11 protein-coding genes and 1 pseudogene are annotated in these 14494 nt (G+C 70.4%); 4 read left to right on the plus strand and 8 right to left on the minus strand.

Going from position 1 to position 14494, the window contains the following annotated elements; translation table 11 throughout:
• Nucleotides 1–425: carboxyl transferase domain-containing protein (locus tag ABZ818_RS25885; RefSeq protein WP_361419129.1), on the minus strand; the 425-nt coding region annotated here is incomplete at its 3' end.
• A 4-nt stretch (nt 426–429) separates the two neighbouring features.
• Nucleotides 430–2001 (minus strand): methylmalonyl-CoA mutase family protein, encoded by a 1572-nt coding sequence (locus ABZ818_RS25890; RefSeq protein ID WP_361419312.1) that lies wholly within the window; start codon nt 1999–2001, stop codon nt 430–432.
• 116 nt (nt 2002–2117) lie between these two features.
• Between ABZ818_RS25890 and ABZ818_RS25895 the strand changes: the two genes are divergently transcribed.
• The 3 genes and pseudogenes from ABZ818_RS25895 to ABZ818_RS25905 all read left to right on the plus strand — a co-directional run bounded on the left by ABZ818_RS25895 (nt 2118) and on the right by ABZ818_RS25905 (nt 4298).
• Nucleotides 2118–2801, plus strand: coding sequence for a TetR/AcrR family transcriptional regulator (locus ABZ818_RS25895; protein ID WP_361419132.1), 684 nt, complete (start codon nt 2118–2120; stop codon nt 2799–2801).
• A 470-nt stretch (nt 2802–3271) separates the two neighbouring features.
• A pseudogene (locus ABZ818_RS25900) lies at nt 3272–3460 on the plus strand (hypothetical protein); the annotation flags it as partial.
• 550 nt (nt 3461–4010) lie between these two features.
• On the plus strand, nt 4011–4298 hold the full coding sequence (locus ABZ818_RS25905; RefSeq protein WP_361419135.1) for a hypothetical protein: 288 nt from the start codon (nt 4011–4013) through the stop codon (nt 4296–4298).
• A gap of 188 nt (nt 4299–4486) precedes the next feature.
• Here the strand turns inward: ABZ818_RS25905 and ABZ818_RS25910 are convergent, their stop codons facing one another.
• Entirely contained in the window at nt 4487–5356 is an 870-nt protein-coding gene (locus tag ABZ818_RS25910) for an acyl-CoA thioesterase II (protein ID WP_361419138.1), read from the minus strand.
• 40 nt (nt 5357–5396) lie between these two features.
• Nucleotides 5397–7910: a DUF3516 domain-containing protein gene (locus ABZ818_RS25915; RefSeq protein WP_361419141.1), complete on the minus strand. Its 2514-nt coding sequence runs from the start codon at nt 7908–7910 to the stop codon at nt 5397–5399.
• Nucleotides 7911–8055: 145 nt separating this feature from the next.
• On the opposite strand from ABZ818_RS25915, the gene ABZ818_RS25920 reads away from it, so the two are divergent.
• Nucleotides 8056–8850 (plus strand): metal-dependent hydrolase, encoded by a 795-nt coding sequence (locus tag ABZ818_RS25920; RefSeq protein WP_361419144.1) that lies wholly within the window; start codon nt 8056–8058, stop codon nt 8848–8850.
• A 125-nt stretch (nt 8851–8975) separates the two neighbouring features.
• Here ABZ818_RS25920 and ABZ818_RS25925 read toward each other — a convergent pair whose 3' ends face one another.
• The 4 genes from ABZ818_RS25925 to ABZ818_RS25940 form a co-directional block, all read right to left on the minus strand.
• Nucleotides 8976–9248 (minus strand): type B 50S ribosomal protein L31, encoded by a 273-nt coding sequence (locus tag ABZ818_RS25925; RefSeq protein WP_361419147.1) that lies wholly within the window; start codon nt 9246–9248, stop codon nt 8976–8978.
• A gap of 51 nt (nt 9249–9299) precedes the next feature.
• Nucleotides 9300–9770, minus strand: coding sequence for a DUF5709 domain-containing protein (locus tag ABZ818_RS25930; RefSeq protein WP_361419150.1), 471 nt, complete (start codon nt 9768–9770; stop codon nt 9300–9302).
• A gap of 613 nt (nt 9771–10383) precedes the next feature.
• The gene (locus ABZ818_RS25935; RefSeq protein WP_361419152.1) at nt 10384–12165 is read right to left on the minus strand and encodes an ABC transporter ATP-binding protein; all 1782 of its coding nucleotides are present in this window, start codon (nt 12163–12165) and stop codon (nt 10384–10386) included.
• On the minus strand, nt 12162–14075 hold the full coding sequence (locus ABZ818_RS25940; protein WP_361419154.1) for an ABC transporter ATP-binding protein: 1914 nt from the start codon (nt 14073–14075) through the stop codon (nt 12162–12164). Before ABZ818_RS25940 ends, ABZ818_RS25935 begins: the two co-directional genes overlap by 4 nt.
• Between the last annotated feature and the right edge of the window lie 419 nt (nt 14076–14494).

The raw sequence follows: 14494 nt of genomic DNA on the forward strand, positions 1-14494 counted from the left end.
TTGATCCCGATGACCGGGCAGCCGGTCTTCAGGGCGAAGTCCATCACCTTGACGATCTTCTGCCCGTAGACCTCGCCGAGCGCTCCGCCGAAGACGGTGAAGTCCTGCGAGAACACCGCGACCGGGCGGCCGTCGATCATGCCGTAGCCGGTGACGACGCCGTCCCCGTACGGGCGGTTCTGCTCCAGGCCGAAGTTGGTGGAGCGGTGCCGGGCGAACTCGTCCAGCTCCACGAACGACCCCTCGTCGAGCAGCAGTTCGATCCGCTCGCGAGCCGTCAGCTTCCCCTTGGCGTGCTGCTTCTCCACGGCGCGCTCGGAGCCGGCGTGCGTCGCTGCCAGGACGCGGCGCTGAAGATCCGCGATCTTGCCCGCGGTCGTACGGATATCGATGTCGTTCACTGACTGCTCCACCCCGGGGCTCATCGGTTCAGAAGGTTTCGCGGGGGACGTACACGCCCCAGACGTCGCGCAGCGCGTGGGAGACCTCGCCTGCCGTGGCGCGCAGCCGCAGGGCCTCACGCATCGGGGGCAGGACGTTGTCGGTGCCTCGGGCGGCGGCGCGCAGGCAGTCGAGGGCGCGGGAGACGGCGTCGTTGTCGCGTTCCTCGCGCAGAGCGGCGAGGCGTTCACGCTGGTCGAGTTCGATCTGCGGGTCGACGCGCAGCGGCTCGTACGGTTCCTCCTCGTCGAGGACGTACTTGTTGACTCCGACCACGGTCCGCTCCTGGTTGTCGATCTCCAGTGCGGTCCGGTACGCGGACTTCTCGATCTCCGACTTCTGGAAGCCCTGCTCGATCGCTTCCACCGCGCCGCCGCGGTTTTCGACGGCGTCGATCAACTCCAGAGCGGCCGCCTCCACATCGTCAGTCATCGACTCCATGACATAGGACCCGGCGAAGGGGTCGACGGTCTTGGTGACGTCGGTTTCGTAGGCGATGACCTGCTGCGTGCGCAGGGCCAGCCGCGCCGCTTTCTGGGTGGGCAGGGCGATGGCCTCGTCGTAGGAGTTGGTGTGCAGCGACTGCGTCCCGCCCAGGACCGCGCCCAGGCCCTGCAGGGCAACCCGGACGAGGTTGACCTCCGGCTGCTGCGCCGTCAACTGCACGCCGGCGGTCTGGGTGTGGAAGCGCAGCATCTGGGACTTGGGATTCTTGGCCTTGAACTCCTCGCGCATGATCCGCGCCCAGATCCGGCGAGCGGCACGGAACTTCGCGATTTCCTCCAGCAGCGTGGTCCGCGCGACGAAGAAGAACGACAGGCGCGGTGCGAAGTCGTCCACGTCCAGACCGGCGGCGATCGCGGCGCGCACGTATTCCTTGGCGTTGGCCAGCGTGAACGCGATCTCCTGCGCCGGCGTGGCCCCGGCCTCAGCCATGTGATAGCCGGAGATGGAGATGGTGTTCCAGCGCGGCAACTCCCGGTGGCAGTAGGCGAAGATGTTGCTGATCAGTCGGAGGGATTGCTGCGGCGGGAAGATGTAGGTGCCGCGGGCGATGTACTCCTTGAGCACGTCGTTCTGGATCGTGCCGGTCAACTGGTCACCGGAGACACCCTGTTCGGCCGCCACCAGCTGGTACAGCAGGAGCAGCGTCGCCGCGGGCGCATTGATCGTCATGGACGTCGACACCTTGCCCAGGGGCAGCCCCTGGAAGAGCGTCCGCATGTCCTCGATGGAGTCGACGGCCACGCCGACCTTGCCCACCTCGCCGCGGGCGACGGCCTCGTCGGAGTCGTAGCCCATTTGCGTCGGCAGGTCGAAGGCGACGCTCAGGCCGCCGGTACCCGCACCGACCAGTTCGTGGTAGCGCTCGTTGGACTCCTTGGCGGTGCCGAACCCCGCGTACTGCCGCATCGTCCATGGCCGGCCGGTGTACATCGACGGATACACGCCGCGGGTGAACGGGAAGCGGCCGGGGGTGCCCAGCTTGGCGTCTGCGTCGAAGTCCGTCAGCGACCAGCCGTCGTAGACCGGCTGGATGGGCAGGCCGGATTCGCTCATTGCCACGGAATCCACGCGTAACCTCCTCTGGTACTCAATCTCTAATCGACGGTACTCAGTACCGTCGATTAGAGCAAGTGGTCCTCCAGGGCTGAGACAAGGAAGGATGGGCGCTTATGAGCAAGCCCTCCGCGCGGAACCGACTGGCCGACGCCGCCTTCGCCCTCTTCGACGAACGCGGATACGAGCAGACCACCGTCGACGACATCGCCGAACGGGCCGGCGTGGGTCGCACCACGTTCTTCCGGCACTATCGGTCCAAGGAAGAGGTCATCTTTCCCGACCACGACCGGCTGCTCGAACTGATCCGGGACCGGCTGGCGACCTCCAGTCACAGCACCGCCCTGGTCGCCGTCTCGGATGCGGTCCGCCTGGTACTGCTGCATTACGTCGACGAAGGCGACCTCGCCCGCCGGCGGTACCGGCTCACCAGCAAGGTCGCCGCCCTCCGCGATCGGGAGATCGCCAGCGTGGCCCGCTATCAGCGACTGTTCCGCGAGTTCATCGCGGACTGGATGGGGGACCCGACGCAGTCGGCGTCGTTGAGGGCCGAACTCATGGCCGCGGCGGTGGCCGCCGCCCACAATCATGTGTTGCGCCGGTGGCTGCGGGGCGAGTCGTCCGACCCGGTCGCCGAGGTGGACGAGGCGATGAGCGAGGTGCTTTCTCTCTTCACGGCACCCGGTTCCTCGCCGGAGCCGGGCGGTGGCACCACTGTCGTGGTTTTCAGGACCGGTCAGGACATCGACGCCCTGCTTCCCTCACTGCGGCGAGTCGTCGAGGGCGGCGCCGGGAAGTAGGGGGCTGCGTCGTTTGCTCGCCCGCCTCCCGGGCCGAGCGCCGCCGACGGAGGAGACCGAGGAAGGGGGACAGGCGCGGCCGCCCGGACCGCAGCAGGTGATCGAGTGATGCCGCACAGAGGGAAGGCGGGAAGGGGGGCATGCTGCGGCGCGTTGGCTTCCCGCCGTGCCTTGCCCGGCCGAGGGCGCATTCCCGTCCGATGACGGAACCGCCGGAACCAGCCCGGAGGGCTGGCCGGCAGCGCTCGACACCCGTGCCCCGCTCGACCTGCACGATCTTTTCGGCGACGGCTTCGTTCGTGACCCGTACCCCTGGCTGGACCGACTGCGAGCCGAGTCCCCCGTGCACTACGACCCCGCCACCGGGTTGTGGCTGGTCAGTCGATACGACGATGTGCGCCAGGTACTGCTCGAGCCGGCCCGGCTGGATGAGGGCGGGTCCGAACTCCCAGTGCTGGGTCTGCTCTCCTCACGACGAGCGCGTCGACGAGGCCCTTTCGCTGAACCCGGACACCATCTCGACCGCCTGCCCGTTCTGCTTGGTCATGCTCACCGACTCGGTCAACGGCAAGAAGGCCTCATCCGACAGCGGCTCCGCAGCGGGCGGCAAGGCCAAGGAATCCGTCCAGGTCGTCGACGTCGCCCAGCTGCTCCTTGAAGTAGCCGGCGTTGGACGCCTGACGTCACTACGACTAACCGTCCAGCCCGCAACGGCTTTCAGGTTGGCCTGTTGCCCGCGGGCTGGCGTTGTCGCCAGGCCGATCCGTTCCTGCAGCCGCCTTTGCGACTTCGCCGGCCTGGGCTGCCAGGACGGTGTGGGCGAGCATCGCCGGAGTGATGTGTCAATACCAGTCGATGTGGCGGCGGACTGGTACTGGCCGAGGTCGCACTTTGTCCGCGGTCTGGGTAGGGTCGGCCGCGCGGCGAGGTGCCAGGTGTGCTGGTCCTTTTCCGCGCGGCCTCCCTCCGAACCGGACGGGCCCGCTTTCCGGGCATCCGGCTCTCCGGTGACTACTGCGTGAGCGTGGCGGCTTCCCGGTGGTGGATCCGGTCGTGGCAGCCGCCGCAGAAAAGCGACGCGCAACGTAGGCTGATCAACCGATGTGCTGCGTTGGACGTCGACCAGGGCTGAGTCCACCGCCGTCGGCGCAGGAGGCTGTGCGGCTGCGGGCGGCTGCCGCGTCGGCGGCGGGACGGGGTCGTGACGACGTGGCAGCGCTGTTCGGGGTCTCGCTGAAGGCGGTGGACAGCTGGTGGGCGAAGCGGCAGGCAGGCCTTGCGAGGAGGCCGTACGACCTGCGTCATGCCGCGGTCTCCCTGTGGCTGAACTCTGGTGTCCCCGCCGCTGAGGTGGCCGAGATGGCAGGCCACAGCGTGGCGATCCTGATGGACACGTACTACAAGTGCATCCACGGTCAGCGGGAGCAGATGGTGCAGCGCATCATCGGCGCCCTCAGTGACGATCGGGAGGGCGGGGCATCGGGCGAAGTGGACTAGACCCTGCGTCTTCGCTGGCACACTATGGGCACAATCGCTGTGGGGTGCAACGAAACGCGATGAGACGCGGTGGGGTGCACCTCGGGCCACGGCCCCTGCTTCGTTCTCGGCGAGAACGTCGTAACGGCCGGCCCGCGGAGCGTCGGACGACGCGGCGCGGGCCGACCGATGGTCGGTGAAACCGCAGGTCAGCCCGCCTTGCGGAACAGTCCCTCCTGCACCACGGACACGATCAGTTGCCCCTCGAGGTTGTAGATGCGGCCCCGGGCCAGACCGCGTCCGCCCGTCGCGATCGGAGACTCCTGGTCGTACAGGAACCACTCGTCCGCACGGAACGGCCGGTGGAACCACATGGCGTGGTCCAGCGACGCCATGTCGAAGCCCCGCGGCCCCCACAGCGGCTCGACCGGGATGCGCACCGCGTCGAGCAAGGTCATGTCACTGGCGTAGGTCAGCGCGCAGGTGTGCACGAGCGGGTCGTCACCGAGCGGCCCCACCGCGCGCATCCACACGGCGCTGCGCGGTTCGGCTTCCTTGACCTCCTCGGCGGTCCAGCGCAGCCGGTCCACATACCGGATGTCGAACGGCTGGCGCCGTGCCATGCGCTCCAACTGCTCCGGCAGGGTCCCCAGATGCTCCCGGATTTCGTCCGCGACCGTCGGCAGGGACTCCGGCTCCGGGATCTCGCGAGCCGGCGGCAGTTGGTGCTCGAAGCTCCCTTGTTCAGGCTTGTGGAAGGAGGCGGTCAGATTGAAGATCGTCCGGCCCTGCTGCACCGCGGTGACCCGGCGGGTCGTGAAGGACCGCCCGTCCCGTACCCGCTCCACCTGGTACACGATCGGCACCCCCGGCCGGCCCGGGCGCAGGAAGTACGCGTGCAGCGAATGGACCGGGCGCTCGCCGTCCGTGGTGCGTCCGGCGGCGACCAGCGCCTGGCCGGCCACCTGGCCGCCGAAGACCCTCTGGAGGGACTCCTGCGGACTGCGGCCGCGAAAGATGTTGACTTCTATCTGCTCCAGATCGAGCAGGTCGACGAGCCTTTCGGCCGGGTTCGTCATGGGTGGAAGACTCCTGGGTTCAGAACGGGTCGACGCCGGCTCACAACTGACCGACGTCGGTCACACGGACGACCGCGCGGCCCTCGGCGTCGGATGCGGTGAGATCGACTTCGGCGCTGATGCCCCAGTCGTGGTCACCCGCGGGGTCGTCGAAGATCTGCCGCACGCGCCACAGCCCGTTCTGCGGCTCCTCCTTGAGCACCAGCAGCTTGGGGCCGCGGGCGTCGGGACCGGTACCGAGGTCGTCGTGCTCGTCCCAGTACTTGTCCATCGCCTCGCCCCAGGCATCTGCGTCCCACCCGGATTCGGCGTCCATCTCGCCCAGCTCCCCGACCTGGTCCAGGGCGGCGAGTTCGACGCGGCGGAACATGGCGTTGCGGACCAGGACGCGGAAAGCGCGCGCGTTGGAGGTGACCGGCTTGACCTGGTCGGCCCTTTCCTGGGCCTCCTCGGCAGTCATCTCCGCCGGGTTGGCCAGTTGCTCCCACTCGTCCAGCAGACTGGAGTCGACCTGGCGCACCATCTCGCCGAGCCAGGCGATCAGGTCCTGAAGGTCCTCGGACTTCAGGTCGTCCGGGACGGTGTGCTCCAGGGCCTTGTACGCGCTGGCCAGGTAGCGCAGCACAATGCCCTCGGTGCGGGCCAGCTCGTAGTGGGACACCAACTCCGTGAAGGAAAGGGCTCGTTCGTACATGTCGCGGATCACGGACTTCGGCGACAGCGGATGGTCGCCCACCCAGGGGTGGCTCTTGCGGTAGGTGTTGTACGCGTGGAAGAGCAGCTCTTCCAGCGGCTTGGGGTACGTGACCTCCTGGAGGCGCTCCATGCGCTCCTCGTACTCGACGCCGTCCGCCTTCATCGCGGCCACGGCCTCGCCACGCGCCTTGTTCTGCTGGGCGGCGAGGATCTGCCGCGGGTCGTCCAGCGTGGACTCCACGACGGACACCATGTCCAGTGCGTAGGACGGCGACTCGGGGTCCAGCAGCTCGAACGCGGCCAGCGCGAAGGTGGACAGCGGCTGGTTGAGCGCGAAGTCCTGCTGGAGATCGACCGTGAGCCGGACGATACGGCCTTCGGCGTCCGGCCGGTCGAGCTTCTCCACGATGCCGCCGTCCAGCAGCGAGCGGTAGATGGCGATCGCCCGCCGGATGTGCCTCAGCTGCTGCTTGCGCGGCTCGTGGTTGTCCTCCAGCAGGCGCCGCATCGCCTCGAAGGCGTTGCCGGGCCGTGCGATCACCGACAGCAGCATTGTGTGCGTCACGCGGAAGCGGGAGGTCAGCGGCTCCGGCTCGGAGGCGATGAGCTTGTCGAAGGTGTTGTCCGTCCAGCCGACGAAGCCCTCCGGTGCCTTCTTGCGGACGACCTTGCGGCGCTTCTTCGGGTCGTCGCCCGCTTTGGCGAGGGCCTTCTCGTTCTCGATGACGTGCTCGGGGGCCTGCGCGGCGACGAAGCCCTCGGTGTCGAAGCCCGCGCGGCCGGCCCGGCCGGCGATCTGGTGGAACTCACGGGCGCGCAGCGTGCGTACGCGGCTGCCGTCGTACTTGGTCAACGCGGTGAACAACACCGTACGGATCGGCACGTTGACGCCCACGCCGAGCGTGTCCGTACCGCAGATCACCTTCAGCAGACCGGCCTGCGCCAGCTTCTCCACCAAGCGCCGGTACTTGGGCAGCATGCCGGCGTGGTGGACGCCGATGCCATGCCGGACGTAGCGGGAGAGGTTGCGGCCGAACCTGGTGGTGAAGCGGAAGTTGCCGATCAGCTCGGCGATCTGATCCTTCTCCTCCCGCGAGCACATGTTGATGCTCATCAGTGCCTGCGCCCGCTCCACGGCCTGGGCCTGGGTGAAGTGGACGATGTACACCGGCGCCTGGCGCGTCTGCAGCAGGTCGGTGAGCGTCTCGGTGAGCGGTGTGCGCCGGTACTCGTAGGACAGGGGAACCGGGCGGGTCGCCGAACGGACCACCGCGGTGGGGCGCCCGGTGCGACGGGTGAGGTCCTTCTCGAAGAAGGAGACGTCGCCGAGCGTGGCCGACATCAGGACGAACTGCGCCTGCGGAAGTTCCAGCAGCGGAATCTGCCAGGCCCAGCCCCGGTCGGGCTCCGCGTAGAAGTGGAACTCGTCCATGACGACCTGGCCGACGTCGGCGTCCTTGCCGTCGCGCAGCGCGATCGACGCGAGGACCTCCGCCGTGCAGCAGATGACGGGCGCGTCGGCGTTCACGGAGGCGTCGCCGGTGAGCATACCGACGTTCTCGGTGCCGAACATCTTGCACAGCTCGAAGAACTTCTCCGACACCAGCGCTTTGATCGGAGCCGTGTAGAAGGTGACCTCGTCCCTGGCCAGCGCGGCGAAGTGAGCGCCGGCGGCGATCATGCTCTTGCCGGACCCGGTGGGCGTCGACACGATCACGTTGGCTCCGGAGACCGCCTCGATCAGCGCCTCCTCCTGGTGGGGGTAGAGCGTGAGACCGCGCTCCTGCGCCCAGGATTCGAAGGCCTCGTACAGGGCGTCGGGGTCGGCGGTCGGCGGGAGCTGATCGATGAGGGTCACGCCCCCATCTTGCCTGGCGCCCCGGCCGAGACGGGAATCGGATGCCGCACCGAAGATCACGACCGCTACGCTGTGTCGCCGACACGACATCGGCACGCCGGGTCAACTGGACAGCGGCGTAAGAGGAATGGGGCGGGCAACGGCCATGATGGGACCAGCACACTCACTGTCGGGCGCGGCAGCCTGGCTCGGCGTCGGAGCCGCGGTCGCCGCGGCCGGGCACCCGATGCCCTGGCCGGTCCTGCTGGTCGGTGCGCTGATCTGCGCCGGGGCAGCGCTCGCCCCGGACCTGGACCACAAGGCCGCCACCATCTCGAGAGCCTTCGGACCGGTCTCGCACGCGCTGTGCGAGATCGTCGACAAGCTGTCCTACACCGTCTACAAGGCGACGCGGAAGCAGGGCGACCCGCGCCGTTCCGGCGGGCACCGGACGCTGACGCATACCTGGCTGTGGGCGGTGCTGATCGGGGCGGGCACCTCCGCGCTGGCGATCACCGGGGGCCGCTGGGCGGTGCTGGCCATTCTCTTCGTGCACATGGTGCTGGCCATCGAGGGCCTGCTGTGGCGGGCGGCCCGCGGCTCCAGCAGCGCGGTCCTGGTCTGGCTGCTGGCCGCGACCAGCGCCTGGATCCTGGCGGACATCCTCGACCAGCCCGGCAACGGATCGGACTGGCTATTCACCGCTCCGGGCCAGGAGTACCTGTGGCTGGGACTGCCGATCGTGCTGGGCGCGCTGATGCACGACATCGGCGACGCGCTGACCGTTTCAGGGTGCCCCATCCTGTGGCCGATACCACTGGGCCGCAAGCGCTGGTACCCCATAGGACCGCCGAAGGCGATGCGGTTCCGGGCGGGCAGCTGGGTCGAGCTCAAGGTGCTGATGCCGGCGTTCATGGTGCTCGGCGGAGTGGGCTGCGCGGTCGCACTGAACTTCATCTGAGGGACGCGCTCGGCAGCGCTCACGCTCCACAGCACCCGGCCGCCCTGCCCGGACCCCGGTCCCGCCGGAAACGCGGGCCCCGCCCGGCCCCCGGCCGGGCAGGCCGTGCCACCGCCGGTCGCCGGTCAGGCGGCCCCGTCGCCCCCGGGGCCCTGCCCGCCGCCGTAACGCCGCTCGAACCGGGCGACGCGGCCCTCCGAGTCCACCGTGCGGGCCTTGCCGGTGTAGAACGGGTGGCTCTCCGAGGAGATCTCCACGTCCACGACCGGGTAGGTCGCGCCGTCGTCCCACTCGATGGTCTGCTCACTGGTCGCGGTGGACCGGGTGAGGAAGGCATAACCGGCGGCGCGGTCCCGGAAGACGACGGGGTGGTAGTCGGGATGCTTGTCCTGCTGCATGGGTGCTCCTCGTGCGGCGGGGGAGAGCGTGACGGCATGCGGGCGGCCGGGTCAGCCCTGCGGGGTTTCCTCGTCGACGACGTGCATCGCGGCCTCCTCGGCGGAGGCGGCCGCGCCGTCGATGCCCACGTCGGTGGCGACCAGGGCGCTCTCGTCGTCCTCGTGCGCTCCCTCGTCGGGGGCGACGAGACGGCCGGAGCGGACGTCGCCGACCTCGTTGTCCAGGAGTTCCCCGTCGGTGTCCTCACAGTCGCCCATGTCGTCGCCGTCCCAGGCAGGCGGTTCGGGCAGCTCCTCGGCGAGGCGCTGGTCCAGGGTTTCGCCCTGCCGACGCTCCGCGGCGGTCACGCCGGTGTGCTCCACGGCCCACGGCCGCTCCGGAGGCGACCAGCCACGGTCCAGGGGGTCGTCGACACCGTCGTACAGCAGCGTGTCCTCCGGGTCGAGCACGCCCGTGTCCTCCCTGACTTCGGAGTCGTCGGGCTGGTAGACGTCGTCTCCCCATCCGTCGGCGCTGTCCACGGGTACCTCCAGGTGGTGGGGACGGGCCCGTTCTCTGCGCGGCCGGCGTGCGGCCGCCGGTGCGCGGGGCGCAGCCGGCACCCGGCACGAACCGCACGGTTCCCGGGTGCTCCCCGAGCCGTTTCCGCTTTCCAGCCTTCCACCGCTGTTCGGCACCGCGCAACGGCACCGGCCGCGAGGCCCGGCGTATGCCCTGTCCACGGCCCGTCCCGTCCCGGGCCCGCCCCGGCCGCCGGGCCCGGTACCACAGCGGTCACCGTGCCGGAGCCCGTGCCGACGACTGCGCCGGTCACTGTGCCCATCGCCGCCCAGGCCACCACGCCGAAGCCGGTCCCGACGACCCAGCCGGTCCCCGAGATCCTGCCGGTCCCGGCGGCCGCGCTCGCCGCCACGCCGGCCACCGCTTCGGTCGCCGCGCTGGAGCCGGTCCCACGCCCCACCGACTTCGTCGGTCCCGGCGACCGCGCACGACGCCGCACCCGTCCTCGCGCCGCCCCCCGCACTCGTCACCCCGGACCACAGAGCCCGCCGCCCGCAGGCCAAACGACCGGACGGCTCGCGTTCCGAGGCAGTGGCCGACAGCCGCGCCCGTGGGCGCGGCGGGATCACGCCGTCACCCGTGCCAGGACCGCCACAGCGCCGCGTAGGCGCCGTTCGCCGTGACGAGATCGTCGTGGCTGCCCAGCTCGCTGATGCGGCCGTTCTCGACCACCGCGATGACATCGGCGTCGTGGGCCGTGTGGAGCCGGTGGGCGATGGCGACGACCGTGCGGCCGTCCAGGACGTGGGCCAGGGACCGCTCCAGATGCCGGGCCGCACGCGGGTCGAGAAGCGAGGTCGCCTCGTCCAGGACCAGCGTGTGCGGGTCGGCCAGGACCAGCCGGGCCAGGGCGATCTGCTGGGCCTGGGCCGGGGTGAGGGCCAGACCGCCGGAGCCGACCTCGGTGTCCAGACCGTCGTCGAGGGCACGAGCCCAGCCGTCCGCGTCGACCGCGCCCAGTGCCGCCCACAGCTCCGCGTCGACGGCGTCCGTGCGGGCGAGCAGCAGGTTGTCGCGCAGGGAGCCCACGAAGACGTGGTGCTCCTGGTTGACGAGGGCGACATGGGAGCGGACGCGTTCGGCGGGCATCCGGGACAGTTCGGCGCCGCCGAGCGCGATCCGGCCGTCCCGGGGCGCGTAGATCCCGGCGAGCAGCCGGCCCAGCGTGGACTTTCCGGCGCCGGACGGGCCGACCAGGGCCAGTCGCGTGCCCGGGGCGACCTTCAGGGAGACCTCACGCAGGACGTCGACGCCCTCCAGGTAGCCGAAGTGCACCCGGTCCGCGTCCACGTCCCGGCCGGCGGGGACCAGCGAGTCGTCCCCGGCGTCCGGCTCGATGTCGCGCACCCCGACGAGCCGGGCCAGCGACACCTGAGCCACCTGCAACTCGTCGTACCAGCGCAGGATCAGCCCCACCGGGTCGACCAGCATCTGCGCGATGAGGGCACCCGTCGTCAGCTGGCCGACCCCGATCCAGCCCCGCAGGACGAACACGCCACCGACCATGAGCACCGAGGCGAGCACGGTGACGTGGGTGATGTTGACGACCGGGAAGAGCACCGACCGCAGCCAGAGTGTGTAGCGTTCCCACGCGGTCCATTGCGTGATCCGGAGTTCCGACAGGGCGACGCGGCGTTCGCCGAGACGGTGTGCCTCGACGGTGCGCCCGGCGTCGACGGTCTCGGTGAGCGCGGCGGCCACGGCGGCGTAGCCCGCGGCCTCGGAGCGGTAGGCGGACGGCGCCCGCCGGAAGTACCAGCGGCAGCCGAGCACCAGCAGCGGCACGGCCAGCAGCACGGCCGCGGCGAGCAGCGGCGCGGTCAGGACCAGACCGCCGAGCAGCAGCGCCACCCACACGACCCCGATCGCCAGCTGCGGCACGGCCTCGCGCATCGCGTTGGCGAGCCGGTCGATGTCGGTGGTGATACGGGAGAGCAGGTCGCCGGTGCCCGCCCGCTCCAGCACACCCGGCGGCAGGCCCACCGACCGGACGAGGAAGTCCTCGCGCAGGTCGGCCAGCATCCGTTCGCCGAGCATCGCCCCGCGCAGCCGCACCTCCCGTACGAACACCGCCTGGACGAGCAACGCGAGGACGAACAGTGCGGCGGTGAGGGGCAGACGCAGCTCCCGGGTGCCGTCCGCCACCCGTTCGACCAGGTCGCCCAGCAGCCAGGGACCGGCCATGGAGGCCAGCACCGCGACGGTGTTGACGGTGATGAGCAGGACGAAGGCGCGCCGGTGCCGGCGCAGCAGTTCGCTCACATAGGAGCGTACGGTCGCGGCGGAACCGACCGGCAGGGTGTCGGCCGTGGTCGGGGCCGCCGGGTCGTAGGCAGGGGGCGCCACGCCGATCATGCCGTCTCCTCCATCTCTTCGAGGGCCCCGTCCAGGTCCCCTTTCAGGTCCTCTTTCAGGGCTTCTTCCGTGGCGTCCCGCGGGGTGGCCTCGTCGTCGAACGGCGCGTCGTGCCGCGGGTGGTCCGGTGCGGCCCGCAGCCTGCCGCCGCCGTCGAGCAGGTCGTGCGCGGCGCGCTCCTCGTCGGTCTCCCGGGTCACCACCGCGCGGTACCGGGGCTCGGTGTGCACCAGGTCCCGGTGCACACCGACTGCGGCGACCGCGCCCTCGTGGATCAGCACCACCCGGTCGGCGCGGTCCAGGAGGAGGGGCGAGGAGGTGAAGACCACCGTGGTGCGTCCGGCCCGCAGATCGCGCAGGCCCTGCGCGATCCGCGCCTCGGTGTGCGAGTCGACGGCGGAGGTCGGTTCGTCCAGTACGAGCACCTCGGGGTCGGTGATCAGCGACCGGGCCAGAGCCAGACGCTGGCGCTGGCCACCGGAGAGCGACCGGCCGCGCTCGGTGATCCGGACGTCCATCGGGTCCTCGGCGGACGGCGACGATTGCGCGAGCGCGTCCAGGACGTCGTCGCACTGGGCGGCGGTGAGCGCCTCCCGGGCGGCGACCTCCCCCGAGGCGGGCACGTCGAGCAGTGCGCGCAGCGATCCGGACAGCAGTACCGGGTCCTTGTCCTGGACCAGGACGGCCGTGCGCGCGGAGCCGAGCGGCAACTCGTCCAGCGGTACGCCCCCGAGCAGCGCCGAGGTGCCCGGCTCGGTGGGGTGGCCGCCGAGCCGTTCCGCCAGCCGGCCCGCGGCGTCCGGGTCGCCGCAGACCACGGCGGTGAGCCGACCGGCCGGTGCGCGAAGACCGGTCGCCGGGTCGTGCAATTCACCTGACGGCACGACGGGTGCCCGTGTCCCGGTCCCGTCGGTGGCCCGTTCCAGGGACAGCACCCGGGCGGCCCGGGCGGCCGACGGGCGGGAGAAGGAGTACGCCATGGCGATCTCGACGAAGTGCCGCAGCGGGTAGGTGAGGACCATGACGGAGCTGTAGACGGTGACGAGTTCGCCCACGCTGATGCGGCCCGCGCGGGCCAGGTGCACGCCGTACCAGACGACCCCGATCAGCAGCAGGCCCGGAAGCAGGACCTGGATCGCGGCGATCAGGGACCACATGCGGGCACTGCGGACGGCCGCGTGCCGTACCTCCTGGGAGGCACGCCGGTAGCGGTCGAGGAACAGTTCCTCCCCGCCGATGCCGCGCAGCACCCGCAGTCCGGCGACGGTGTCCGAGGCCAGTTCGGTGGCGCGGCCCGCCTTCTCGCGCTGCACGTCGGCGCGCCGGGTCGCGCGGGGCAGCAGCGGCAGTACCGCGAGAGCCAGCGCCGGCAGGCCCACGGCGACGACCACGCCCAGCGCGGGCTGGTAGACGAGCAGGGCGACACAGACCAGCACGATGGTGAGGGCCGCCGCGGTGAACCGGGAAACGGCCTCCACGAACCAGCCGATTTTCTCGACATCACCGGTGGACACGGCGACCACTTCGCCGGCGGCCACCCGCCGGGTCAGCGCTGAGCCCAGCGCCGCGGCCCTGCGGGCGAGCAGTTGCTGGACGCGGGCGGCGGCGGTGATCCAGTTGGTGACCGCGGCGCGGTGCAGGTAGGTGTCGCCGAGCGCGTTGCCGGCACAAGCCACCGTCAGCAGCCCGCCGGCGAAGGCCAGCCGCGCACCCGAGCGGTCGACGACCGCCTGGATGGCGACGCCCACGCAGAACGGCAGGGCGGAGACGGAGGCGAAGTGCAGCAGTCCCCACGCCAGTGCCTTCATCTGCCCGCCCAGCTGGTTCCGCCCCAGCCACCACAGGAGTCGGGGACCCGAGCGCGCGTCAGGCACGCCCGGATCGGGATACGGAAGGTCTTGAATCTGCATGACGTCCCAGTGGCTCGTGTCAGGGGCGGAAGGCTGCCGCCGGGGCGGCGGGCGAGCCGTGACAGCCTGGCGGCGCAAAGTGGTCGAAAGCAAGCGGTTTTCCGTACGGGGGAACGGGATTGGCCGCTTCGTTCCCGGCCCGTCGGATGTAAAGGTCCGGCGCGTTCCGCCCCACGGGCCAGGGGCCTCTGACCAGGAGTCGAACAGTGGAATGCCTCAAGGAGAAGGAAATAAGGCTATTTGGGCCAATCTCGACTAGATCACGTCGTTTCTCCTGGCCAAGATGAGGACATGCAGACTCGCGGTGCAAGGCGTGCGATGGTCGCTGCGGCGACCTGTGGGTTCCTTCTGGCGACGCTGGCCGGGTGCGGCGGAACGCCCAGCGAGGTCCGCCATTACGGCGACATACCCAGGCCGGG

Origin of the sequence: Streptomyces sp. NPDC047453 (genome assembly GCF_040643155.1) — a bacterium.
GTDB lineage: Bacteria > Actinomycetota > Actinomycetes > Streptomycetales > Streptomycetaceae > Streptomyces.